The organism is Aliidiomarina celeris, from assembly GCF_003316875.1.
Classification (GTDB): Bacteria; Pseudomonadota; Gammaproteobacteria; order Enterobacterales; family Alteromonadaceae; genus Aliidiomarina; species Aliidiomarina celeris.
The window spans coordinates 164,090-188,839 of record NZ_QMIL01000001.1; the positions used below are offsets into that span (position 1 = coordinate 164,090).

Annotated in this window: 24 protein-coding genes; 14 read left to right on the forward strand and 10 right to left on the reverse strand. The window is 49.5% G+C overall.

Translation table 11 applies throughout. The annotated features are described in order from the left end of the window. Window positions 1–225: 225 nt before the first annotated feature. Complete coding sequence (locus DQW12_RS00755; protein ID WP_113905808.1) at window positions 226–2,187, forward strand: sensor domain-containing diguanylate cyclase; 1,962 nt, start codon at window positions 226–228, stop codon at window positions 2,185–2,187. A gap of 5 nt (window positions 2,188–2,192) precedes the next feature. On the opposite strand, the gene ansA is transcribed toward DQW12_RS00755, so the two are convergent. Beyond that, window positions 2,193–3,209, reverse strand: a complete 1,017-nt coding sequence (gene ansA / locus DQW12_RS00760) for an asparaginase (RefSeq protein WP_113905809.1) — start codon at window positions 3,207–3,209, stop codon at window positions 2,193–2,195. Window positions 3,210–3,339: 130 nt separating this feature from the next. Here ansA and DQW12_RS00765 point away from each other — a divergent pair, with 130 nt between their 5' ends. Next, window positions 3,340–3,888 (forward strand): nitroreductase family protein, encoded by a 549-nt coding sequence (locus DQW12_RS00765; protein ID WP_113905810.1) that lies wholly within the window; start codon window positions 3,340–3,342, stop codon window positions 3,886–3,888. A 110-nt stretch (window positions 3,889–3,998) separates the two neighbouring features. Here the strand turns inward: DQW12_RS00765 and asnS are convergent, their stop codons facing one another. Both asnS and bioA read right to left on the reverse strand, forming a co-directional pair. Beyond that, a complete protein-coding gene (gene asnS / locus DQW12_RS00770; RefSeq protein ID WP_113905811.1) occupies window positions 3,999–5,399 on the reverse strand; it encodes an asparagine--tRNA ligase in 1,401 nt (466 codons plus the stop codon). A 58-nt stretch (window positions 5,400–5,457) separates the two neighbouring features. Further along, the gene (gene bioA / locus DQW12_RS00775; RefSeq protein WP_113905812.1) at window positions 5,458–6,753 is read right to left on the reverse strand and encodes an adenosylmethionine--8-amino-7-oxononanoate transaminase; all 1,296 of its coding nucleotides are present in this window, start codon (window positions 6,751–6,753) and stop codon (window positions 5,458–5,460) included. Window positions 6,754–6,916: 163 nt separating this feature from the next. On the opposite strand from bioA, the gene bioB reads away from it, so the two are divergent. The 4 genes from bioB to bioD are packed head-to-tail and all read left to right on the forward strand — an operon-like array spanning window position 6,917 to window position 10,691. Further along, on the forward strand, window positions 6,917–7,945 hold the full coding sequence (gene bioB, locus DQW12_RS00780) for a biotin synthase BioB (protein WP_113905813.1): 1,029 nt from the start codon (window positions 6,917–6,919) through the stop codon (window positions 7,943–7,945). Between the two features lie 51 nt (window positions 7,946–7,996). Further along, window positions 7,997–9,154, forward strand: coding sequence for an aminotransferase class I/II-fold pyridoxal phosphate-dependent enzyme (locus tag DQW12_RS00785; protein WP_113905814.1), 1,158 nt, complete (start codon window positions 7,997–7,999; stop codon window positions 9,152–9,154). Next, window positions 9,144–9,956: a methyltransferase domain-containing protein gene (locus tag DQW12_RS00790; RefSeq protein ID WP_157957805.1), complete on the forward strand. Its 813-nt coding sequence runs from the start codon at window positions 9,144–9,146 to the stop codon at window positions 9,954–9,956. The genes DQW12_RS00785 and DQW12_RS00790 overlap by 11 nt, the downstream gene beginning before the upstream one ends. 12 nt (window positions 9,957–9,968) lie before the next feature. After that, window positions 9,969–10,691 (forward strand): dethiobiotin synthase, encoded by a 723-nt coding sequence (gene bioD / locus DQW12_RS00795; protein ID WP_113905816.1) that lies wholly within the window; start codon window positions 9,969–9,971, stop codon window positions 10,689–10,691. A gap of 32 nt (window positions 10,692–10,723) precedes the next feature. Here bioD and pepE read toward each other — a convergent pair whose 3' ends face one another. Further along, window positions 10,724–11,422 (reverse strand): dipeptidase PepE, encoded by a 699-nt coding sequence (gene pepE / locus DQW12_RS00800; RefSeq protein WP_113905817.1) that lies wholly within the window; start codon window positions 11,420–11,422, stop codon window positions 10,724–10,726. Between the two features lie 168 nt (window positions 11,423–11,590). On the opposite strand from pepE, the gene htpX reads away from it, so the two are divergent. From htpX to DQW12_RS00820, 4 genes are all read left to right on the forward strand, one after another. Continuing rightward, window positions 11,591–12,472 (forward strand): protease HtpX, encoded by an 882-nt coding sequence (gene htpX / locus DQW12_RS00805; protein WP_113905818.1) that lies wholly within the window; start codon window positions 11,591–11,593, stop codon window positions 12,470–12,472. Next, window positions 12,472–13,110, forward strand: a complete 639-nt coding sequence (locus DQW12_RS00810) for a flavin reductase family protein (RefSeq protein ID WP_113905819.1) — start codon at window positions 12,472–12,474, stop codon at window positions 13,108–13,110. Before htpX ends, DQW12_RS00810 begins: the two co-directional genes overlap by 1 nt. A 76-nt stretch (window positions 13,111–13,186) precedes the next feature. Then, the gene (locus DQW12_RS00815) at window positions 13,187–14,539 is read left to right on the forward strand and encodes a class II 3-deoxy-7-phosphoheptulonate synthase (RefSeq protein WP_113905820.1); all 1,353 of its coding nucleotides are present in this window, start codon (window positions 13,187–13,189) and stop codon (window positions 14,537–14,539) included. Between the two features lie 27 nt (window positions 14,540–14,566). Continuing rightward, entirely contained in the window at window positions 14,567–15,367 is an 801-nt protein-coding gene (locus tag DQW12_RS00820; RefSeq protein ID WP_113905821.1) for a DUF1338 domain-containing protein, read from the forward strand. Between the two features lie 52 nt (window positions 15,368–15,419). Here DQW12_RS00820 and ppsR read toward each other — a convergent pair whose 3' ends face one another. After that, window positions 15,420–16,226 carry a posphoenolpyruvate synthetase regulatory kinase/phosphorylase PpsR gene (gene ppsR / locus DQW12_RS00825; RefSeq protein WP_113905822.1) on the reverse strand — a complete coding sequence of 269 codons (807 nt, stop codon included), beginning with the start codon at window positions 16,224–16,226 and terminating at the stop codon, window positions 15,420–15,422. A 149-nt stretch (window positions 16,227–16,375) separates the two neighbouring features. On the opposite strand from ppsR, the gene ppsA reads away from it, so the two are divergent. The 4 genes from ppsA to DQW12_RS00845 all read left to right on the forward strand — a co-directional run bounded on the left by ppsA (window position 16,376) and on the right by DQW12_RS00845 (window position 22,789). Next, window positions 16,376–18,751 (forward strand): phosphoenolpyruvate synthase, encoded by a 2,376-nt coding sequence (gene ppsA / locus DQW12_RS00830; RefSeq protein WP_113905823.1) that lies wholly within the window; start codon window positions 16,376–16,378, stop codon window positions 18,749–18,751. Between the two features lie 8 nt (window positions 18,752–18,759). Next, window positions 18,760–21,849 carry a D-2-hydroxyglutarate dehydrogenase YdiJ gene (gene ydiJ / locus DQW12_RS00835; RefSeq protein WP_113905824.1) on the forward strand — a complete coding sequence of 1,030 codons (3,090 nt, stop codon included), beginning with the start codon at window positions 18,760–18,762 and terminating at the stop codon, window positions 21,847–21,849. A gap of 62 nt (window positions 21,850–21,911) precedes the next feature. Next, window positions 21,912–22,265 carry a VOC family protein gene (locus tag DQW12_RS00840; RefSeq protein WP_113905825.1) on the forward strand — a complete coding sequence of 118 codons (354 nt, stop codon included), beginning with the start codon at window positions 21,912–21,914 and terminating at the stop codon, window positions 22,263–22,265. Between the two features lie 23 nt (window positions 22,266–22,288). Next, window positions 22,289–22,789 carry a GNAT family N-acetyltransferase gene (locus DQW12_RS00845; protein ID WP_113906579.1) on the forward strand — a complete coding sequence of 167 codons (501 nt, stop codon included), beginning with the start codon at window positions 22,289–22,291 and terminating at the stop codon, window positions 22,787–22,789. An 86-nt stretch (window positions 22,790–22,875) separates the two neighbouring features. Here DQW12_RS00845 and DQW12_RS00850 read toward each other — a convergent pair whose 3' ends face one another. From DQW12_RS00850 to DQW12_RS13655, 5 genes are all read right to left on the reverse strand, one after another. Further along, window positions 22,876–23,277, reverse strand: a complete 402-nt coding sequence (locus DQW12_RS00850) for a GFA family protein (RefSeq protein ID WP_113905826.1) — start codon at window positions 23,275–23,277, stop codon at window positions 22,876–22,878. A gap of 63 nt (window positions 23,278–23,340) precedes the next feature. Beyond that, complete coding sequence (locus DQW12_RS00855; protein WP_113905827.1) at window positions 23,341–23,787, reverse strand: hypothetical protein; 447 nt, start codon at window positions 23,785–23,787, stop codon at window positions 23,341–23,343. A 95-nt stretch (window positions 23,788–23,882) separates the two neighbouring features. Continuing rightward, a complete protein-coding gene (locus DQW12_RS00860; protein WP_113905828.1) occupies window positions 23,883–24,164 on the reverse strand; it encodes a type II toxin-antitoxin system RelE/ParE family toxin in 282 nt (93 codons plus the stop codon). Further along, complete coding sequence (locus DQW12_RS00865) at window positions 24,161–24,433, reverse strand: CopG family ribbon-helix-helix protein (RefSeq protein WP_113905829.1); 273 nt, start codon at window positions 24,431–24,433, stop codon at window positions 24,161–24,163. The genes DQW12_RS00860 and DQW12_RS00865 overlap by 4 nt, the downstream gene beginning before the upstream one ends. 79 nt (window positions 24,434–24,512) lie before the next feature. Next, complete coding sequence (locus DQW12_RS13655; RefSeq protein ID WP_269800907.1) at window positions 24,513–24,638, reverse strand: hypothetical protein; 126 nt, start codon at window positions 24,636–24,638, stop codon at window positions 24,513–24,515. Between the last annotated feature and the right edge of the window lie 112 nt (window positions 24,639–24,750).

The window sequence follows — 24,750 nt, forward strand, 5'->3', positions numbered from 1 at the left end:
AAAAGGCTCTTTAGAAGAGCCGTGCGCTAACTCCTTAAAGCAGCTTTACTGTGAAGGCTGCAGGGAGAATTCAAACATAAGAACTACCTTAACTATTAGTCAGCCTTTAAATTTTTGCAAATTTACCACCAAGCATTTCTAAAAAGTTGCGCTAAGCTGTTGTTATACCTATAACTAAAAAGTTGTATTTTTGCCGACTTCGGTTTCGGCCGCGCGAGGTTTTAAATGGGCTCATTTTTGAATCGATTATCGACAAGGCTCGTTCTTTCACTGGCACTTTCATTAGTGGCGGTGGTGGTTCTCTTGGTGGTGGTGTCGATTCAATATCAGCAACAGCGATTAACCGAGCAGGTTGAAAAAGAACTTGTTTTTATTACCGAGAATTATGGCCACGGAATTGAAGCTGCATTAGCCTCGCGTTTTGACGCACTTAGCGATGTGGCCGACCAAATGGCACTACAAAGTGGTTTCGCTAACAACGATTTTCCACCGATGGCAGGCGTGCGGCGCCTATTTAGAAGCTTATGGTTCATTGATCAAGCGGGTACCATTCGTGGCGCTTGGCATCCAGGTGGAGAGCTGTCGATAGGCCAAAATATCAGCAACAACCATTTAATGGAGTGGGTTGATCATGGTGATTTTGCGCTACAAATTAGCGATCCACATCGCTGTGGAATTGTCGGCCTAGATAATTCCGAGGCTGATGAAAACGAGGTGGTTGTTCACATAACCCTCCCTGTTTTGCAGAATGAACTGCAGGTTGGCGTGTTGGTGGGGAATTTAAGCCTTACTAGCGATACTATTTTTCAGCAAATTAAAGAGGCTTCGTTATCGAGCCGCGGTTTTCTTGCCTTAAGCTCAATGGCGGGTCTGGTTATGAGTCATCCGTCTGTAGCGATGTTGGCGGACGTTCCTGAAGCCCAGCTGCAGTTAATGAGCAATGCTTTCGCAGAAGGGCAAGTGCGGGCTCAGGTTACCGAAAGCCAAGGGGAGCGGTGGTTGCAAACCTTTTACCGCATTCGTAACGCACCTTGGGTTTTAGGTGCGGCTATTCCGCTAAACGAAGCTTTGGCGCCGGTATACGATTTACGCCGTATTCAACTGCTCACGGGCGGAATTTCTAGTTTATTGATTCTATTACTCATTTCAGTGATCGTTCGGGTACAGTTGAAACCCCTGAAGAAACTGCGCAACGAAGTAAACCTTATTCGCAATAATAGTGGTTACCGGCTTAGCGAAGTTAACACGGCAGAACTGGACGAATTAGCACAGGCGTTTAATCGTTTAATTGATAATAATGAACAGCAGCGGCGGCAATCGTTCCAACGTCAAGCTTATTTAAACATGGTGTTAAGTACATCTTCGGCGGGGCATTTTATGGCGAACTCCGCGGGTGAAATTGAATATGTGAACGAAACCTTAATGGCCATAACGGGTTACGACGAGCAAGATATTGTAAAAGGTGCATTAATTGAAAAGAGCGTATCGAGCGACAAGAATGATGTTCGAAGCCGTTGGCTCGAGGCCATTGCAGAACAAAAAGAAATTGAGCTTGAGTTCGAATTTAATACTGCTAGCAACAAGCAAATTTGGTTATTGGTGGAGATTAAGCCCGTTTTTGACCATGGTACATGTTTAGGGCATGTGGGTACCGTAACCGACGTGACCGAGCAGAACAGCGAAATTCATGATTTGCGCTCGAAAGTTCATATTGACGAATTAACTGAAATTCTGAACCGCCGCGGCATAGAAGAGGTTATGCAAAAAAATTGGAACGAGTCCCGCTTGTTCAATAAAACTTACACCTTAATGGCGCTCGATCTCGATAATTTTAAAACCGTTAACGACGAGCACGGGCATGAAGCCGGCGACTACGTACTGGTTGAAGTTGCGAAAGTGCTCACGCACGCAGTTCGTGATTCGGACTGGGTAGGGCGGCTTGGCGGTGATGAATTTGTGATTGTCTTACCCGGCTGCCCTGCAAAACGAGCAGAGTCCATTGCCGACACTATTTTGCAGCAAATCCCCAAAATTACGGAAGCGCGCTCCTTACCTGAAGTTACCGTAAGTATCGGTATTACCGAAGTGCAAGCCCACGATCAGTCCGAAGTAGACGTGCTGCGCCGGGCCGATAAAGCTGCGTATCAAGCCAAACATGCAGGGCGTAACCGCTGGAACCGAGGTTAAGCGTGCTATTCAGCGCTTAACTCTCCACGAATATTACGAGTAAGTTCACTGCGTAACCGTTCACCTGCAAAGCCTTTGCTGAGCAAATAGTGAAGCTTAGTAAGTGCGGCTTCAATGGTCATGTCGGTGCCACTGATTACCCCTAAATCGGCGAGCGCATTGCCCGTTGCATAGCCATGCATATTAACGGTGCCTTTAAAACACTGAGTGCAATTCAATACCGGAATACCTGCTTTTACCGCCCGCGCTATGGCTTTGGGTAATTCACCATGATTGGGCGCATTGCCAACTCCAAAACTCTGAATAATCAACGCTTTGACAGGTTGGTTTACAAGGCTGTCGATAATATTGGCACTCATACCCGGGTATAAAGTGACCACTCCAATGTCTTGTGCTGTTACGCACTGAACGTGCAGTGGCTCATTACCAACGGGGTTTACTTGGCCTTCAAGAATATCAATGTCAATTCCGGCTTTAAGAAGCGCTGGGAAGTTTGGCGAAGCAAAAGCGTCGAAGCCGTCGGCGTCGGCTTTGGTTGCACGATTACCGCGAAACAATTGATTATTGAAAAATAGGCTTACTTCGTGAATAGGGTAATGGGCCGCAACATAGAGCGCATTTAATAGGTTAGTTTGACCGTCTGAACGCAGTGCCGCGAGGGGAATTTGCGAGCCGGTAACAATAACCGGCTTGCTAAGATTCTCGAACATAAACGACAACGCAGAAGCCGTATAGGCCATGGTGTCGGTGCCATGCAGAATAACAAAGCCGTCGAACTGTTCATAATGGTCGCGAATGTCGGCAGCAATGCGTTGCCAGTCTGACGGGCTCATGTCAGACGAGTCCATCAGTGGGTCGTATTCACATAAGGTAAAAGCAGGCATTTCTGGGCGATAGAATTCGGGCATACCTTTCAACGATTGCTCGAGAAAGCCGGGCGCGGGCACATAACCTTGCTCCGACTTCATCATGCCAATGGTACCGCCAGTGTAGGCGATATAAATATGCTTGCGATTGTCCATCTGCCGTTCCCGCCTGAATTGAATGCGGCACAGTGTAACCATATTCACCTAAAAAACGAAGCCTCGCTTTAAGTGTATGCGGGCCAGTGGTATCTTTCCCCCATAAACGACCATTATTTCGAGAGTATGTATGCACGCACGTCATTTATTATTGAATCGCTCGTCGATGCCGCGTTTAATTGCGCCGGGGCCAACGCCGGCTGATCTCGAACTGTTACAAGCGGCAGCATTGCGGGTTCCGGATCATATGAACTTGGTGCCTTATCAGTTTTTTGTTCTGCAAGGTGAAGCGCTCGAGAAGCTCGGGCAGGTGTTCAAACGGGCCGCGCAAAACGAGAATATGGGTGACCAAGCGGTTGCGCGCGCTCCTGAGTTGCCGCTTCGTGCGCCGCTCGTATTTGTTTTAACTACGCGCTACCAAAGTAACGAGAAGGTACCCCGAGCAGAACAATTTGCAAGTGCCGCATGCGCGGGCCATGCCTTGTTACAAATGGCATTTGTGCAAGGCTACGGTGCAGTTTGGCGCACCGGACCTTATGCCGAGTCGAATACGGTAAAAGAGGCCTTGGGTGTTGCGAATGAAGATATTGTGGGGTTTATTTACATTGGCACACCGGCGGTAGCAACGCCAATCAAGCCTGCAAAAACGGAAACCGTGTTTTTTCCGTCACCGCTTTAATGTTGTATTTAACGTATTGCGGTCGGCGGTGTGGGATTTTGGTGTTGAATTCGGGTTGCGGTTAACGCGCGGCAATGCCGCGCGTTCCGAAGTGTTGAATCGAATAACGCTTAAAAGTCGGCGTTATTGGGGCTTCGCGGGTAGGGAATTACGTCGCGAATATTGGTCATGCCGGTTACATAAGCCACCAAGCGTTCGAAACCTAAACCAAAGCCTGCGTGAGGCACGGTGCCGTAACGGCGTAAGTCGCGATACCAGTCGTATTCTTCCTTCGGCAGTTTCATTTCTTCTAAACGTTTGTCGAGTAGATCAAGGCGTTCTTCACGGGCGCTGCCGCCAATGATTTCGCCAATACCCGGTGCTAATACGTCCATGGCTGCAACGGTTTTTCCGTCGTCGTTCTGGCGCATGTAAAAGGCTTTAATGTCGCGTGGATAGTTTTTAAGAATGACCGGCGCACCCACGTGCTCTTCGGCAAGATAGCGCTCGTGCTCTGATTGCAAATCGACACCCCATTCCACCGGGTAGTCGAAGGTCTTGCCACAGTTCTTTAGAATTTCAATGGCGTCGGTGTAGTCCATGTGTACAAAGTCGTTAGCAATCAGCTGCTCTATACGCGTAATGGCATTTTTGTCGATACGCTGAGCAAAGAACTGCATGTCGTCGGCACGCTCTTCCAATACGGCTTTCAGGACATACTTCAGCATGTCTTCTGCGAGCGCCGCCATATCGTCAAGATCAGCGAAAGCGACTTCAGGCTCGATCATCCAAAACTCCGCCAAATGACGGCTGGTGTTTGAGTTTTCGGCTCGGAACGTTGGTCCGAAGGTGTATACCTTCGACAAGGCACAGGCGAAAGCTTCAACGTTAAGCTGACCAGATACGGTTAAAAATGCTTCTTTACCGAAGAAATCTTGTTTGTAGTCCACTTTACCCTTGTCGGTGAGTGGCAGATTGGTCATGTCGAGGGTAGACACACGGAACAATTCACCGGCGCCTTCCGCGTCGCTGGTGGTGATGATCGGAGTACTGATCCAATAGAAGCCGCGTTCATGGAAGAAGCGATGAACCGCTTGTGCCAAACAGTGGCGAACGCGAGTGACCGCGCCAGCAACGTTGGTACGCGGGCGTAAATGGGCAAACTCTCGCAAGTATTCCATGCTGTGGCGTTTCGGTGCCATCGGATAGGTGTCTGGGTCTTCTACCCAGCCCAACACTTCGACATGGCTGGCTTGCACTTCAAAGTCTTGGCCTTGGCCTTCCGACTCCACAATGCTACCGGTAATCGCTACGGAGCAACCGGTGGTGAGCTTCTGCACTTCGCTGCTGTAATTGGGCAGGGTATTTGGAACAACGGCTTGAACGGCGTCGAAACAAGAGCCGTCGTGAACGTTAATAAATGAAATACCTGCTTTAGAATCGCGACGGGTACGAACCCAGCCACGTACGACAATGGTGTCGCCTACAGCATATTTACCAGCCAAAATCTCTTTGACTACTGCAAAGGCCATGAATGCTCTCCAACTTCAATGAAAATAAGCCGATATGTTACCTTGACTGGAGCCAGACTCAAGGAAAAATATTGCTGATTTTCACCATGGCCGCGGTGAGTGCTGCTATATGTTTGGTTTCGCTGATATAAGGCGGCATAACGTAGAGTAAACGGCCAAATGGGCGAATCCAAATACCGTCTTCAACTAGCACGGCTTGAACCCTAGCGACATCCAAAGGCTGAGCGAATTCCACCACGCCAATAGCACCGAAAACCCGCACATCGACCACACCTTCCCCCTGCAGACAGGGGGCTAAACCGGCTCTTAGCTCTTGTTCGATACGTGGTACTTGCTGTTGCCAGTCTCCCCGTTGAATCAGTTCAAGGCTGGCGTGAGCCACGGCACAAGCCAGCGGGTTGCCCATAAAAGTTGGGCCGTGCATAAGCACTTTATGAGGGCCGCGGCCGATACTGTGGGCAATATCAAGGGTGGTGAGGGTGGCGGCAAGGGTCATGTAGCCCCCGGTGAGGGCCTTACCAAGACACAGAATATCCGGCACGATGTTAGCGTGCTCACAGGCAAAGAGCTTGCCCGTGCGACCGAAACCTGTCGCTATCTCGTCTGCGATGAGCAAAATGTCGTAGCGTTCGGTAAGCGCGCGTAATGCTTTCAAGTATTCGGGGTGATAAAAACGCATGCCACCCGCACCTTGCACTATGGGCTCTAGAATAAAGGCGGCGATGCTTTCATGATGTTGTTCAAAGAGTACCTGTACGGGCGCAATCTCCGCCGGATCCCATGTTTGCTCAGGAGTAATTTCCGGGGCAGGAACAAAATAATGTTCTGGCAGCACACCACGAAAATGTTCGTGCATACCATTGATTGGATCACAAACGGCCATGGTGGCGAAGGTATCGCCGTGATATCCGCGTCGAATGGTGGCAAGCCGCTGTTTACGCATGTTACCGCGACTGGTTTGATATTGCAGCGCAATCTTAATGGCCACTTCCACGGCTATCGAGCCAGAGTCTGCCAAAAATACCGCTTCTAATGGCTGTGGTGTGAGCTCCACCAGCTTTCGGCACAATGCAACGGCAGGGGGGTGAGTAATACCGCCAAACATGACATGGCTCATTTGCTGGCTTTGAGCTGCCAAGGCTTGATTAAGATGAGGGTGGTTATAGCCATGAATCGCCGACCACCACGAGGCCATGCCGTCAATCAGTTGCCGACCGTCCTCCAGTTTAAGCATAACCCCTTCTGCACTCACTACAGGGTAGGTAGGTAAGGGATCCAATAGGGAGGTGTACGGATGCCAAATATGCGTACGGTCAAAGGCTAGATCATCTTGCTCTGGTTGAAATTTAATCATCTGTAAACTTTGCTTGTTTTAGTTCGTTGACAAGGGGCGTGAGCGCCAGTGTAATAGCCCTCATTCAAATGATCGAGCGTTAATTTTGGGAACGCTTATTGCGTGAAAAACTGAAGTGCCTGAGAAAACGCCGCTAACAAACCTCTTAGAAAAGGTCCGAACCATGACTTCCGCACAGCCTCGTTATAGCCGCAGTGATATTCAACGTTTGTTTGACACGCCTTTTAATAACCTACTTTTTCAAGCACAAAGTGTTCACCGTCGGCATTTCAACCCGAACGAAGTGCAGGTGTCGACTTTGCTATCGATTAAAACAGGCGCTTGCCCGGAAGACTGCAAATACTGCCCTCAGAGTGCGCGTTATGACACGGGTTTAGAGAAAGAAGCCTTGATGGAAGTTCAGGCTATTCTTGAGCAGGCCGCACGAGCTAAAGAAACGGGCGCATCGCGGTTTTGCATGGGCGCAGCGTGGCGTAATCCGAAAGAGCGCGACATGCCAAAACTGATTGCCATGATTGAAGGTGTGCGGGAACTCGGTTTAGAAACCTGCATGACGTTGGGCATGTTATCGCCGGAGCAAGCTGAAAAGCTTGGCCAGGCAGGCCTTGATTATTACAACCATAACCTCGATACCTCGCCCGAGTTTTACGGCGACATTATTACCACACGTACGTACCAAGACCGATTGAACACGCTGCAAAATGTCCGCGACGCAGGCATGAAGGTATGTTCGGGGGGAATTGTCGGCATGGGCGAAGAACAAAGTGATCGGATTGGTTTATTGCAGCAGCTGGCTAATATGGAACAGCCGCCCGAAAGTGTGCCCATTAACATGTTGGTGAAAGTTGCGGGAACGCCCATGGCTGAGGTCGAGGATCTGGATCCTTTTGAATTTGTGCGCACTATCGCCGTTGCGCGAATTCTTATGCCCGCGTCTCATGTGCGGTTATCGGCAGGGCGCGAAACCATGAGCGATGAGCTGCAGGCCCTGTGCTTCTTTGCTGGCGCTAATTCAATTTTTTACGGAGAAAAGCTTCTGACCACAGCGAACCCAGTGGCGGACGCGGATCAACGTCTGTTCGCACGTTTGGGAATTGTTCCAGAGCAGCGGGTGGTTGAAAACCCGCCAGAGGAAGTCGCTTTGCAAGCCGCAAGTGAAACGAACGAACTGTTTTATAATGCAATGGCTTAGCAGGTTAATGCGACACGTAGCGAGAACCGTAAACTTAGAGGCATAAGGCGTATGCAGGGTTACCAGCAACTTCGCACCCAGCGACAGCAACAGGCGTTATGGCGAGTGCGAAGCAATAGCGAAACTGTGGATCCGAGCCTAAATTTTGCTTCCAATGACTATTTAGCCTTGAGCCGTAACCAAGCAATTGTTAGTGCATTTCAGCAAGGGCTGCAGCGTTGGGGAACGGGGTCCGGTGGGAGCCCATTAACCAGCGGATACCAGGGGCCCCATGAAGCGCTAGAAGCACAACTCTGTGAATGGCTAAACGCAGAAGCCGCATTGCTATTTTCCAGCGGCTTTGCTGCGAACCAAAGTGTAATCAACCTTGCCCGTAAGCAAGGGTATCAACCGGTGCTTGATCGTCTTTGTCACGCCTCTATTTATGCCGGTGCGGGGGAACGACCACTTCGTTTTCGCCACAATGATCTGGCGCATTTGAGCCAACAATGCGCCAAGGCGGAGCAGTTAAACCAAACCGCCGCGCCGCTGGTTGTTACTGAGGGTGTCTTTAGCATGGACGGTGATGGCGCTCCAATTGCCGAAATTCTGGCTCTATTAGAAAATTCCAATGCGTTAGTGTTCGTTGACGACGCTCACGGTATTGGCTGCTATGGCGAGCAGGGCTGTGGCAGTGTTACTAAGGAACAAGCAGCGTCTATTCCGGTTCGTACAATTACCTTTAGCAAAGCATTGGGGCTTCACGGTGCGGCTGTGGTTGGGCAGAAAGCATGGATTGAAAGCTTAGTTCAGCTGGCGCCGGATTACATCTACAGTACCGCCATGTCTGCAGCTCAAGCCTTTGCAATACAGAAAAGTGTCAACTTGGTGCGCTCTGAGTCTGCGCTACAAACGCAGTTACAGGCTAATATTGCGAGTTTTAAACAAGGTGCCGCGCAGTTAAAGTTAAAGATTATGCCATCGAATACCGCCATTCAGCCGCTGTGGGTGGGCAGTAACGCCCATGCCATAACGTTAAGCCAATTATTGCAAGCCCAGGGGATATTCTGTACCGCCATTCGGCCACCTACAGTACCGCCGAATGAAGCGCGATTACGTTTTACCCTCACAAATCATCAGCGTGACGAGAGTTATCAACGGCTCTTTTCGAGCCTCAAGAACATTTTTGATCGTTATCCTGAATTACAGGAGGCGTGTTGTGGAGTTTAAACAGGCGGTTTCCTGCGCCTTTGGTCGCCAAGCGGTGAATTACACCAATTATTGCTACCGCGAGCTTGGCAGTAGTAGTTTGCAGGCGCAAGCCGCTGCTCTAATTCAACCTTTTCTACGGCCCTGTAACGTATTACTCGATCTTGGTTGTGGCCCTGCGGTGCATACAACCATGTTGCGCCACTACTGCGACGTTTATTGGGGGGTAGATATTTCCGCCGAAATGTTGAAGATAGCCAAGCAAACGACCACTGACGGTGCTGTGTATTGGCTTCAAGGCGACGCCGAAGCGCTGTGCTTTGCCGACCATACGGTGGATTTCATTTACTCTAATATGGCGGTGCAGTGGTGTGAGTCGCCGAAGCAGGTTTTGACAGAAGCAATGCGGGTTTTGCAACCAGGTGGCCGTTTGCTCTTTACAACCCTCGTCAAAGGCAGCACTGGCTTATTAACGGCGTTGCATCAACAGGGGTTACTCAATCATAGCAATCAATACCCGGAACTCTCGGTGTGGTCGCATCATGCAGCAGCCCTCGGATTTTCTGTTGTGAACGCGGAAATCCATTCGCTGGTTACTGAGCATGAGAGCCCGAGAGCGTTATTGGAAAGCCTTAAACAGATTGGTGCCAATGCGCGTATGCAAGAAAGTAATGCGGAACAAAGCAGTTCTCGTAGCGGCCATGGTTTGAAAACGAAAAACTGGCTTTTTCAGCTTTATCGCGAAATTGAAAAATACCGAGAACATGGTGCAATCCCTCTGAATTATGAGGTTGCGCGCTTGGTTTTTGAGAAAAGGTGTTGATAAAAAGTAATCATGAAATTCGCATTTGTAACAGGTACAGACACCGAGATAGGGAAAACAAAAGCCCTTACACTGATGTTAAAAGACTTTTCAACGCGGCAAAAAACTGCGGCTTGGAAACCTATCGCCGCTGGTTGTGAACGCGTTTCGGATGAGCTGGCGAATACGCGCCCGACCTTAAAGAATGAAGACGCCTTAGCGTTGCAAGCGGCGATGTCGATTGATTTACCCTACGAGCAGGTAAATCCCTTTGCGTTAGAAGCCGCCATTGCACCTCATATCGCTGCTGCTTATGAGAATTGTGTATTGAATAGTGGCGCTTTAAACAGGGCGTTTGCGACATGGCAGAGTGCATGTAAACAGGCCGGCGCTGCGATGGGTTTAATAGAAGGCGCGGGTGGCTGGCTATTACCTCTCAATGCACAGGAAACCATGGCAGACTGGGTAGAAGCTCAGCAGTTCCCTGTGATCCTAGTTGTGGGCATGCGGTTAGGCTGTTTAAACCACGCTATGTTGAGCTACCACAACATTAGAGAGCGTGGATTAACTTGTGTCGGTTGGATTGCCAACCAATGTCAGTCCACACCGATGGCGGAAGCAGAGGCCAATGTTCAGTACTTGCAACAAGCCATCAATGCACCATGTGTGGCACAGATTCCTTACTTTTTATCAAACGAAGCAGAGCAGGCTTGGCTGGCAGCGAATCTCGGCTTTACTGAACGCTTAGGCTGGTAGGCGCGCGGCTGTGCCGCACGCACGTTGAGCGCTCAGAGCCACTGAGAACAAGATTCGCCGGCCTTGAGTGTTTGGCGCTGATGGTTAGAAAATACCACACCGTCGCAATCGCCAAGTAGGCTCATGTGCTTGCCCGTTATTTTTAACGCTGTGCCTTCGGCAATGCCAATTACGGGCGTATGGTTGTCTACGTGCATAAATTCGGCAATACGCTCACTCCGGGTTTCACCGTGGTGACCTGCTGGCATTGCGTCGGTAAAGTGAGGGTTTAGCTGAAAAGGTACAAAGCCTAGGGCAGTGAAGGAACGCGGTTGAATAATTGGCATGTCGTTAGTTGTGCGAATACTGGGGCCGGCGATATTTGAACCTGCACTCCAGCCAGCATAGGGCATACCGCCTTGTACACGCCGCTTCAGCGCGTCGAAACAGCCTGTTTCATAGAGTTTGTGCAGCAACATAAAGGTATTTCCGCCACCCACAGCAACAGCGTCTGCATTTTCAATTGCCTTTACGGGGTTACGAAAAGCTTCAATGCCTTGTACCGAAATTCCTGCACTAGCCAACGCATTGGCTACTTTCTGGCTATAGTCATGGGCTTGAATGGAAACGCCAGCGTACGGAATGAAAAGCACGTTACACCCAGAAAAGTGTTGCTTTAACCAATGCTGGCCATGCGCGAGGTAGTTGGGGTTTGCGGCTTTCGAACTGCTCATTAATAAAAGGTTTAGCATGGGAATCCTTGTTGTTTTTCGGGGTCTATGCCATTGAGGTGGCGCTTAGCTTAATGGTTGATGTGCGGAAGATCAAAAATCTTCGCTTTTACGTTTAATCAGTTGAAAGGCTGCATGTTCGGTCCCATATAGGGCTTAGTTTAAGTCATGGTTTGAGAAGAGGTTTCCATGAAGCGTATTGCATTGTTTTTAGGTACGAACCTTGCCATTTTGGTGGTGTTCAGTGTTGTTATTAATATAGTCATGGCCGCGTTTGGCGTGGAGTACGGCAGTATTCAGGGCTTATTAATCTTTGCGGCTCTGTTTGGTTTTGGTGGCGCGTTTGTCTCTTTGGCTATTTCAAAGTGGATGGCAAAGCGCTCTACCGGAGCACAAGTGATAACGCAACCGCGCAACGATACCGAACGTTGGTTGATGAATACCGTGGCTCGCCAAGCGCAGCAAGCGGGTATTAAAATGCCGGAAGTTGCTATTTACAACTCGCCCGAACCCAATGCATTTGCAACCGGGCCAAGTCGAAACAACTCCTTAGTGGCCGTGTCGTCTGGGCTGTTGCAGTCGATGACAAAAGACGAAGTAGAAGCTGTGCTCGCCCATGAAGTAAGCCATGTGGCGAATGGTGACATGGTAACGCTCACCCTTATTCAGGGCGTGGTAAATACCTTTGTAATTTTCCTTGCGCGCCTATTAGCGGGTGTGGTGAACAATGCCTTGCGGGGCAACCAGCAAGGGGGAAGCGGCCGCCAAGGCTTTGCGTATTTTGGTTTAGTGATTGTATTTGAGATTTTGTTTGGTTTCCTTGCCAGTATTATTGTGATGTATTTTTCGCGCCAAAGGGAATACCGAGCAGATGCTGGCGCGGCCAAGCTTGTGGGCCCGCAAAAAATGATTGCAGCGTTGAATCGGTTACGCTCTGGGCGCGAATCACAGCTTGACGGTACCCTTGCTGCTTTTGGTATTAAAGGGGGTAAAAAGCCGGCAAGTGAACTGTTGTTGAGTCACCCACCGCTTGAGAAACGTATTCAAGCCCTACAACAAGGTCGGTTTTGATGATTATCGATTTTAGCCAGTTGTCGGCAAACGAGCGTTACCACACGGTAACCCAAACCTTAGTACCCAGGCCAATAGCGTGGGTACTCAGCCAGCATGAAAACGGACATTACAATGTTGCGCCATTTTCCTACTTTACAGCGATATCGAGCGATCCTGCCTTGCTCATGTTTTCTGTGGGCGACAAAGACAACGGCGTGGGGAAAGACACCAAGGTAAACATTGCTGAACATCCCTATTTTGTGGTGCATATTGCCTCCTCTAAGCATGCCGAAGCGGTGACGGCTAGCGCAAAAACTTTACCCGCGGAAGCCTCGGAATTGGAGTTGTTTGCCCATGAACTGGAGGAATTTGAAGGCTTTTCTCTACCCAAGTTAAAAGGCGTTGCGGTGGCCTACGGCTGCAAACTTCATAGTTTGCAGCAGGTAGAAGGTGCTCCACAAACCTTAGTATTTGGAGAAATTGAGCGCGTGTATATTAGCGACCACTGCGCAGTACGAACGCCAGTAGAAGGTGCAAATGGTGAGCAAAAGCAGCGTTTAAATGTTGATTCGAAACAGTTGGATCCGCTCGCTCGGCTTGGTGGTGCAAATTATGCCACTTTAGGGTCGGTAATTAACGTGAAACGCCCAAAATAAGCGGTATTGCGTTGCTTTTTTAACCACGAGTCCTTAGAATTAACCGTTCAAAAAAATAGTAGTAGAAAGGTGTTAAATGACAGCGTGGAGCCCAACCAGTTGGCGTGATTTTCCCGTTCAGCAGCAACCGCAGTATCCAAATTCTGAAAGCCTGAAAACTGTAGAAGCACAACTGAAAACCTACCCACCTTTGGTATTTGCCGAAGAAATTCGTCGGCTCGAAAAACACCTTGGCGACGTTTGTTTAGGTAAAGGGTTTTTACTACAAGGCGGCGACTGCGCTGAGTCGTTCCAAGACTTTAACGCACCCAAAATTCGCGACACCTTTAAAGTAATACTGCAAATGGCGATTGTGTTGACCTTTGCAGGTTCAGTGCCAGTAACCAAAGTTGCGCGTATGGCTGGGCAATTCGCTAAACCGCGGTCAGCCGATCTTGAAACAATAGATGGTGTGAGCTTACCGAGTTACCGGGGCGACATTATTAACGGGGCAGGGTTTGAGGCATCACAGCGCGAGCCAGATCCACAGCGCATGATCAACGCCTATCACCATTCGGCTTCTACTTTGAACTTGCTGCGTGCTTTTGCGCGTGGTGGATACGCCGACTTACACAAAGTGCATAAGTGGAACATGAGTTTTGTGCAGGCCAATCCGTTAAAGAACAAGTACCAACAACTGGCGGAAAAAATTGAGGAAGCACTGCACTTTATGGAAGTGTTGGGTATTACCGCCGACACCCACCCAACCATTCACGAAACCGAGCTGTTCACCTCGCATGAAGCATTGTTGTTGCCTTACGAAGAGGCACTTACACGTACAGATAGCCTGACCGGCTTGCCGTACAACTGCTCTGCGCACATGGTGTGGATGGGTGAGCGCACGCGTCAGCTTGACCACGCTCACGTTGAATTTTTCCGCGGCATTCACAACCCCATTGGTGTAAAGCTAGGGCCAAGTACCAAGCCAGACGACGTTATTCAATTACTCGACAAGCTTAACCCAACCAATAAGGCAGGGCGCATTACCTTTATTACCCGGATGGGAGCCGACCATTTAGCGGAGCGTATGCCGGCCTTAATTCGCCGTGTGCAAGCCGAAGGGCGGCATGTAGTGTGGTCGAGTGACCCCATGCATGGCAACACAGTTAAAACAGACAACGGCTTTAAGACCCGTAACTTCGCCGCCATTGTGCGTGAATTAGAACAGTTCTTTGCGGTACATCAAGCCGAAGGCTCGCATGCGGGCGGTATTCACCTCGAAATGACAGGTGAAGACGTGACAGAATGCACCGGTGGCGCTTACCAAATTTCAGAGAACGATTTGGCCCAACGGTACAAAACCCAATGCGATCCACGTTTAAACGCGGATCAAGTTCTCGAACTGGCCTTTTTAGTGTCAGAGTCGCTAGCAAAAGCACGTAACAGTTAATTTTATGGAGTGTAGAGGAGTCGCCCCATGTCGATGACAGCAGAACAGTTTTTTGAAGCCTTATGGCAGGATTATATTTCGCGGACCCCATCGGCGGCGAAAGTACACCAAGTGTTAGGGAAGGGCGCGGCAATTATTAACGACCACGTTGCGTTCCGTACCTTTAACTTAGCCCCCGTGCAGCTCGAAACGCTGGCGAAGCATTTTGAAGCCATGGGTTATTTTGCCAACGGCGATTACCACTTTGAGCAGAAGAAACTGCGTGCCAAACATTTCGAACACAGCAATCCAGAACTGCCGAAAATTTTTATCAGTGAGCTGTTAGTAGAAGAGTTTTCGCCCGAGTTGCAAAGCTTTGTGAAAAATATTGTGGCGCAGATTCCTGTTGATGCGGTGAATAGCCCTGAGTTTCTATTTTCTGGAACTCACTGGAATTTAGACTACAGCCGCTACGAGCAATTGCTAAGTGAAAGTGAATATGCCGCGTGGTTAAGTGCTTTCGGTTTCTGTGCAAACCATTTCACCGTGAGCGTGAATCAGCTGCACGACTTCGACACACTTGAGCATGTAAATGAGCAATTGAAAGACGCCGGCTTTACCTTAAACACCTCGGGCGGTGAAATTAAAGGTTCGCCAGACGTATTTTTGGAGCAAAGCTCAACCATGGCCGATGAAATTGAAGTGCGCTTCAGTGATCGTGTGGAGAAAATTCCGAGCTGTTTTTACGAATTTGCCCGCCGTTATGAATTACCCAATGGCGGCATGTACACCGGCTTTGTGGCTGCGTCTGCCGACAAAATATTTGAAAGCACCAATAAACAAAAATAAAAAAGGGGCCTTGTGCCCCTTTTTTGTTGCTCGGTGTTTAATTTACGGCTCGTTAATAGCGGTGGCGTTTAAGTTTGGCAATGGTCATAATTTTTGCCGCTATTTCTTCCACCGACGCATGGGTTGAATTTAAGTACGGAATGGCTTCGCGCCGGTATAAGCTCTCAATATGTTCGATTTCGAGTACACACTGTTCCATAGACGCGTAACGACTGTTGGCACGGCGATTATCGCGAATTTGCTGTAAGCGTTCTGGATCTATGGTTAAACCAAAGAGCTTGTGGCGGTGCATTTTCAGGTCGTAAGGCAGCTGCAAATCGGCCATATCTTCTTCGGTGAGCGGATAGTTAGCGGCTTTAATACCATATTGCAAAGCAAGATATAAACAGGTTGGGGTTTTCCCCGTGCGAGAGGCGCCAATTAGGATAATATCGGCCTCGTGGTAGTTACGCGTGGTTACACCGTCGTCGTTTGCTAGCGTGTAATTTACGGCGTCGATGCGGAAAATATAGTCTTGGTGAATACCATGAGTGCGGTTTGTTCTTGGTTGCGGCGAAAGCCCTAATTCTTGTTGCACAGGCTCAACATAGTGGTCGAGAAAGTCGTAAGACACGCCGTCGCTTGCCACAATAATTTGTTTTATTTTAGTGTCGATGAAAGTATGAAAAATGAGCGGTTTTTCACCCGTGTCGGCAAACGCCGTATTAATTTCCTCAACGGCTTGCTGTGCCTTTGCTTCGTCGTCTATGAAGGGCAAAGTAACATGGCGAACGGTTACGGGAAATAACGAGAGAATAGCGTGTCCAAAGGTTTCAGAGGTTAATGCAGTTCCGTCTGAAATGTAAAATGCTGTTCGCATAGGGGCGCCTTTTGTTTCATGCGGGTGGTTAACCAAGTGAGCGAAAGAAGATATTAACCTTTATGGCTTGAATGTGTAAAATGCTGAGCACCATTTAGGTTTTCATTCATTTATGATGTGAACTACACAACAAAACAAGGAAAACTAACGTGCAAGAGTTTGTTCTTTGGTATAGAGATTTAGGAATGGGCGACGTAAACCGCGTAGGCGGAAAAAATGCGTCACTCGGAGAAATGATCAGTAATCTCGCCGGCGCTGGCGTTACTGTTCCAAACGGATTTGCCACCACTGCCGAAGCGTTCAACAGCTTTCTCGAGCAAAGCGGTGTAAACGACAAAATTTATGCACTACTCGACAAGCTCGACGTAGACGACGTAAAAGCTCTTGCCGTTGCCGGCCAACAAATCCGCCAATGGGTAATTGAAACGCCGTTTCAACCCGAATTAGAACACGCTATTCGCGAAGCGTATGACACGCTGAGTGAAGGCCGCGACGACGCCAGTTTTGCCGTGCGTAGTTCAGCAACTGCTGAAGATATGCCTGATGCGTCGTTTGCGGGCCAACAAGAAACTTTTCTGAATGTAAAAGGCATCGACAACGTGATGGAAGCGATTAAGCACGTATTCGCTTCGTTGTTTAATGATCGCGCTATTTCCTATCGTGTGCATCAAGGTTACGACCACCGTGGTGTCGCATTAAGTGCTGGTGTTCAACGCATGGTGCGCAGTGACAAGGCAGCATCGGGTGTAATGTTCTCCATCGACACTGAATCAGGCTTCGACCAAGTGGTGTTTATTACCTCGTCTTGGGGCCTCGGAGAAATGGTTGTACAAGGCGCCGTGAACCCAGACGAATTTTTCGTTCACAAACCTACGCTTGCCGCTAACCGTCCCGCTATTATTCGCCGCAATATGGGCAGTAAGAAAATTGAAATGGTGTATTCCGGTAGCACCGAGCATGGGAAACAAGTGCAAGTGCAAGACGTTGACCTTGGCCGCCAAAAGCGCTTCTCCCTTACCGACGACGAACTCCATGAGTTAGCTCGCCAAGCGGTAACCATTGAACAACATTATGGCCGCCCAATGGACATTGAGTGGGCCAAAGACGGTAACGACGGTAAACTTTATATTGTTCAGGCGCGCCCTGAAACCGTGCGCTCCAACGAAACCGGGCAAAGCATTGAGCGCTTTGCACTGAAAGAAAAGTCTGATGTGTTGGCGACCGGTCGCGCGATCGGGCAGAAAATTGGACGTGGTGTTGCACGCGTGCTTGACTCCATTGAAGACATGGATCAAGTACAACCAGGCGATGTGCTGGTAACCGACATGACCGATCCAGACTGGGAGCCTATTATGAAGCGGGCCTCAGCAATTGTAACCAACCGAGGTGGGCGTACTTGCCATGCTGCGATTATTGCCCGTGAACTGGGCATTCCTGCTGTGGTTGGCTGCGGCGACGCCACCGATTTCATTGCCGACGGTCAGCATGTTACGGTTTCATGTGCTGAAGGCGACACAGGCTCAATCTATCGCGGTTTGCTCGACTTCGACGTAAGCCAAAGCGAAGTGGGCAATTTACCCGCATTACCGTTAAAAATAATGATGAACGTAGGTAATCCTGATCGTGCATTCGACTTCGCCACTTTACCGCATGAAGGCGTGGGCTTAGCGCGGTTAGAATTTATTATTAACCGCATGATCGGCATTCACCCGAAAGCACTTTTAGATTTCGACGCCCAAACCGACGAAATGCAGGCTGCTATTCGTGAGCAAATCATCGGCTACCCGGATCCTGTCGAGTTTTATATTCGTCGCTTAGTAGAAGGTATTTCCACTATTGCCGCTTCTTTCGCGCCAGAACGGGTTATTGTGCGCATGTCGGATTTTAAATCGAACGAATATGCGAACCTGCTTGGCGGCCGTCAATACGAGCCAGAAGAAGAAAACCCAATGCTTGGTTTCCGTGGTGCCTCGCGTTATTTGTCGGAAGATTTCGAGCCTTGTTTTGCGCTTGAGTGCGAAGCCATTAAACGGGTTCGCAACGACATGGGGTTAACCAACGTTGAGATCATGATTCCATTTGTACGCACATTAGAAGAAGGGCGCGGTGTTATTGAGGTGCTCGGCAAACATGGTTTGCGCCAAGGCGAGAATGGTCTGCGGGTAATTATGATGTGTGAATTACCGTCAAATGCGTTACTTGCCGATCAGTTCCTCGATATTTTCGACGGATTCTCCATTGGCTCGAACGACCTGACTCAGCTTACGCTTGGTTTGGATCGCGACTCAGGCCTGATTGCACACTTGTTTGACGAGCGTGACGAAGCGGTGAAAGCTTTGTTGTCTATGGCGATTCAAACTGCCAAGAAACGCGGTAAATACGTGGGTATTTGTGGCCAAGGGCCGTCGGATCACCCAGACTTTGCCCAATGGTTAGTTGAGCAAGGCATTGATTCAGTGTCGCTGAACCCCGACACCGTTGTTGACACGTGGCTGTTTATTCACAATCAATTACAAGGTAAGTAAAAGGCATTATGACGCACAATCCTGCTGTACGCGTACCCGTCGCGAAGGAGCTCCCGAAGGTAGCACAACACACTCAGGCGTTTCTCGACGACTTAAGTGCAGCAGGATACATTGGCGACATTGACGTAAGTTATGGTGGTCGGCTGGTAGCGGCCACCGATAACAGTATTTACCAGCAACTTCCCCAAGCTGTGCTTTACCCGAAGAGCCAGAACGACTTGGCGTGTTTGCTCCGTGTTGCCAGTCAACCCAGCCACCAACAGGTTCGGTTTTCGCCTCGCGGCGGCGGTACCGGAACCAATGGCCAGTCGCTCACACCCGGTGTAGTCATCGATTTAAGCCGTTACCTTACGCGTATTCTTGAACTCAATCTTAAAGAAGGTTGGGTGCGGGTTGAAGCAGGCGTAGTGAAAGACGCGCTGAACGAGTATCTTGCACCGCACGGCTTTTTCTTTGCACCCGATACGTCGACAAGCAATCGCGCTACTATTGGCGGCATGATCGGTACAGACGCTTCCGGACAAGGCTCTTTAGTGTATGGGAAAACCAGCAACCATGTGGTGTCGTTGCGTAGTTATTTGGTTACTGGTGAGTTGTTAGAAAGCCAGCCGATTCCCCGCCAACAAGCCGAAAGCAAAGCCAAGCAGCAGTCCACAGAAGGGCGCTTGTACCAACAAGTATTGGCCAGTTGTGTTGAAAAACGCGCTGAGATTGAAGCCAAGTTCCCACCGTTGAATCGTTTTTTAACCGGCTATGACCTGCAGCATTGTTGGAACGCAGAAGCAGACACCATAGATTTGTCGCGTTTGCTAACCGGCGCCGAAGGAACGCTGGCTGTTGTTGCCGAAGCCAAGCTGAGAATTACACCGATCCCACGCAAAAAAGTGCTGGTGAACGTAAAGTATCAAGACTTTCAAGCCGCGCTGCGCCACGCTCCCGCGTTGGTGAAGGCACGCGCCACCTCTGTGGAAACCGTCGACTCCAATGTGTTAAACCTAGCGCGCAAAGACATTGTGTGGAACCAAGTGAGCGACTTACTTACCGACGTAGACGGCTACACCATGAATGGCATAAATATGGTGGAATTTACAGCGCTCGACAGCACCGAGATTTTAACCAAGCTCAAAGACCTTACCGATACATTAGACGCTTGTGATCCCGCTGAAACCGGCGTGATCGGTTATCAAGTTTGTAACGACGCAGCCAGTATTCAGAAGATCTACGGCATGCGCAAAAAGGCTGTAGGCTTACTTGCCGCAACGCCCGGTAAACGCAAGCCTATCGCTTTTGCAGAAGACACCGCAGTTCCCCCCGAAAAGCTTGCCGACTTTATTATGGAGTTTCGGGCGTTACTCGACGCCGAGAACCTTCATTACGGCATGTTCGGCCACGTAGACGCTGGCGTGCTGCATGTTCGGCCTGCGTTAAATATGCAAGATGAAGCCGACGAAGCCCTCGTGCGTAAACTGAGTGATCAAGTAATGGCACTGACCGCCAAGTATGGCGGATTAATGTGGGGTGAGCATGGCAAAGGCTATCGCTCGGAATACGGCCCTGAGTTTTTTGGCGAGGAACTGTTTGCGGAACTGCGCAAGTTAAAATCAGCTTTTGATCCCGAAAACCGCTTAAATCCCGGCAAAATTTGCACGCCATGGGAGTCGCGCGATGCATTAGTGTCGGTAGATGCCCGTAAACGGGGCTGGTACGACAAACAAATACCGCTCGCGGTGCAAGAACAATGGCAAGGGCCGATGGACTGCAACGGTAATGGCTTGTGCTTTAACTATGATGCCACCACACCCATGTGCCCGAGCTATCGAGGTACGAAAGATCGCCGTTATTCACCCAAAGGCCGAGCAACGCTATTGCGCGAATGGTTGCGCCAAGTGAATAGTTCTACCAACCAAGAAAGCGATACCAAGCCTTTTTCTTGGCTGCGCCGGCAGTTTAATAGCCTAGGCAGAAGCCAAGATTTTGCCCACGAAGTGCGCGACAGCATGGACAGCTGCTTAAGTTGTAAAGCCTGTGCTAACCAATGCCCCGTGAGTGTCGACATTCCAACCTACAAGTCACGCTTTTATGCCCATTATTTCAGCCGTTATGCACGCCCATTGAAAGACTATTTAGTACGCGATGCCGAGCGCGTGTTACCGCGTTTGGCCCGTCGGCCTCGCCTAGCAAATACTCTTATGCGGAATGCATTGGCGAAATGGCTACAAGCCAGGTGGGTGGGCTATGTGGACACCCCCGAATTTGCCGTGCCGAGCACTGAATCGCGCTTAAGCGCACGCCGTAACAGCAGTGAAAAGCTATTGTATTGGCATGAAGCCAAACCCAATGCGCGCGATCTCGACATGTTTGATCCATCACCATTTGTAGCGCTAGTGCCCGATGTTTTCACCTGGTGTTATGAGCCACAATTGGTTGAAGCTTTCTGTGACGTTGCCGAGCGATTGGGCAAAACCGTGGTGGTGCTGCCGTTTTTCCATAAACAGGCAGGTAAGAAAACCTTTGTGAATGGTAAAGGCATGCACGTAAAAGGTTTCCTGCCTGAGTTTAAGCAAGAAGCCGAGCAGAGCGCCGCCTTATTAAACGAAGTGCACGATCTTGGCATTCCGTTAGTGGGCCTAGACGCCGCAACAACGCTTTGCTTTAAAGACGAATACGGCGATATGCTCGGCGAAGCGAGGGGCCGTTTTCATGTACAGCTGGTACAAGACTGGTTGGCACAAGTATTACCCGCACAACAGTCAGCCAGCCGTAACAGAGAAGTGGAAAGCTTACGCTTACTCGTGCATTGCACCGAACAAACGCAAGCGCCTGGCAGTAAGAACACATGGAAAACGCTGTTTGAGCAGATTGGCGTTTCGGTACTCACGCCCAACACCGGTTGCTGCGGCATGGCCGGTAGCTACGGCCACGAAGCCAGCCAAAAGGCCACCAGCCAGCGTATTTTTGAGCTCAACTGGCAAAATGAACTGCGCCATACGGACGCTACACCGGTCGCCACCGGCTTTTCCTGCCGCTGCCAAAGTGAACGTTTCGGCGACAAACAGGTGGAACATCCATTACTCGCCTTTGCTCGGCGTTTGTCTTAATTTGTAAAAAGTTAACGTGCAAAAGTAGAGTGTAAAACATACATCGTAGCCGAGAGCTAACCATGCAAAACGAAAAAATAAACTACATTGAAATGCCTGCCAGCGATTTGGAAGGCACCAAAGCCTTCTTTCCTGCCGCCTTTGGTTGGGGATTTGAAGACTTCGGCCCTGACTATTCAGCTATACTTAATGCGGGTATCGACGGTGGCTTTTTTCGTTCTTCGGTAATCATGCGCCCTCAGCAAGGTAGCGCCCTCGTGGTGTTGCGAAGTGAAAGCTTGGAAGCAAGCTACCAGCGTGTGGTAGAGGCGGGCGGTAAAATTGAGCAAGAAACTTATAGTTTCCCCGGCGGTCGTCGTTTTCACTTTACCGACCCTAGTGGCAATGAATATGCCATATGGGGAGATGAGCTTTGACCGAGGCTTCAAAAATGGAGCCAATGAAGCTGATTTTGCCGAATGAAAGCTTTGCCGAAAGCTACCACCAATACATTGCAGAGTTAGGCAAAGAAGAGCGCTACCCATTCCCACTCGACTTCGACGCCAGTGACTTTGCCGCGTTGCTTGAGCGCATTGAAAACTTTCGCCAAGGCATCAACCTACCGGAAGGCTATGTTCCGTCCACCACCTATTGGTTGGTTAGTGGCGACAAGCTTGTCGGCGTGTCTAATCTTCGCCACCATTTGAATGAACGTATTGCACATGCAGGTGGCCACATCGGCTTAGGTATACGCCCAAGCGAGCGGGGTAAAGGGTTCGGCAATTTACTGATGAAACTCACTATTGAACAAGCCAAGGCACGTGGTATTCAGCCCGTGCATATTCACTGTTATGCCGACAACCAAGCCTCCGCCAAAACCATACGCGCCAACGGTGGTGAGCTGCATTCGGAAATTACTGATGGCGGGCATACCGTGCAGCGGTATATTTATACTTTTTGAAACTATGCATGTGAGTGTGAGCCAGAAGGGCGGTCATGAATCAAAATTTGAGGAGCAAATCTAACAGTGATAGCGAGACGTGATGCTTACTCTGGTAGCCCCTCGAACTCTGGCGTATCACCTAAATCATTTTCCCAATTAGCTTTGCTCGATGTAAAAATGTGAGCTGTTGGTGACATAGATACCTTCGTATCCAAACAGCCAGCGGGAATGGCGAGCAGACCTACCTCATGAATACTGGGTAATGCGGAACCGCAGAACTTACAAAAACTTCTTTTGTGGCGAGTGCCTGGAAGTATGAAGGTAGTCACAGAATCGGAGCCCGCCAACCAAGTCAGCTTGGCTGACTGCGAGAATAGATTAGCCGCATAAGCAGACCCGGTATCCTTTTGGCAATGCTGGCAGTGACAAAGGTAAAAGCTTTCTAACTTTCCTCGCACTTCAAATTTTGCATTGCCACACAGGCATGAGCCAACGTAATTAGTCATCAAATTTCCTTCTCTTGTGGTTTCAAACAGCCAGCGACTAAGGGGAGCCAGTGGTGCGTATTGTTAGGTATTTTTGCCACTTAAAACTGACCACTGCTGCCAAGAACCTACAGCAAACAGGCCACCAATAAACAAACAGATACCAGAACTAACTAACCAAAACGTCAGGCTGTTTTCTGGGAACATTGGCATTAACCCGACGAAGGAAACGCCACGAATTAAAAATATACTGGCAATGAGGATTAGCGCCAATTTTGTCAGAGGTAAACGTTTAATTGCGCCCGCGCCCGACAAGCCATAAAGCGCCCAAACCAAAAGCACCATGACAATGACAGAGGTTACAATTGTCGGATACCAAAGCCCTTGCTCTGCCATCAGGGCCATCTGTTCGCCTGCACCAAAGAAGCGATACCAATCGCCTCCGAAAACAATACAGCCAAGATGAGCAAGTGCTGCGGCAAAACAACATATTGCCGCAGCCAAAAGATACTTATTATTTGAAGTGTGCATCTTTCCTCTCTGAATGCCTAACGCAGAGCGCATCGGCGACCTTGACGCAGCGAAGCGGAGACAAGGGCATCCGAGAGCCGCTTTTGGTTAAATTGCTATCGTTCGCCCTCAAGGCCATGCCACACACGGAGAATAATGATGGCACTGGCATGAACTGAATATCGAACAACGTATTTTCCGAAAACTATATCTCGAACAGAGTCAGGCACCGGTGCCATTTCAACTGGTGTGCCCATTCTAGGGAAGTCTGGAAGTAATTCGATTTTGCCAACCAGTTCGGTGGCAATCTTGGCTGCCGCCGACGGGTTGTGCACCGCAACGAACTCCCTGAGGCGTTTCAAATCATCAATGGCTTCATCCGTGTAAACCAGTTTCACTTACCTGACCTCGGCGCATCCTGCTCGTTTTCGGTTCCCCAGCTATTAAGCCAACTGTGAACCTCGCTGGCATCAACAACCTTGCCTTGGGCAGCAGACTCCATTGCCTCTAACGTTTGTTTCCAACGCTCTTGCTCAAGCTGCTGCTTTTCTATGTATTCCGACAATGCCTGGTTGATCACCCAGCCTTTGCTACGGTGCAGCCTGCTGGCGATAGCTTCCAAACGTTGTTCAACTTGTGCTTGAAGGCGAACCGTGGTGACGCCCATGACTATACCCCTCATAGTTAGTGACTACAACGTATTACAGCATAGTCTGCGAGGGTAGGCAAAAATTTAACGCCTTTTGTTATACGTCGTGGTGATCATCCTGCAAGTACTCAAAGCCTTCAATATTCAAAAACTGCTTTACTCCCTCTCCTATAAAGGTCTGGCGGTGTTCAAGGGCGATTTTCCCAGTTCCCTCACTTTTCATAATTCCTCCTTCCTTGGTTCATCGTTGCGATACTTTGCCCCACGCAGCTACATAGACGTATAACGCCAAGCTAACCGGCGGGCTTTAGCCCGTCCGGTTGAGCGCCTTGTTA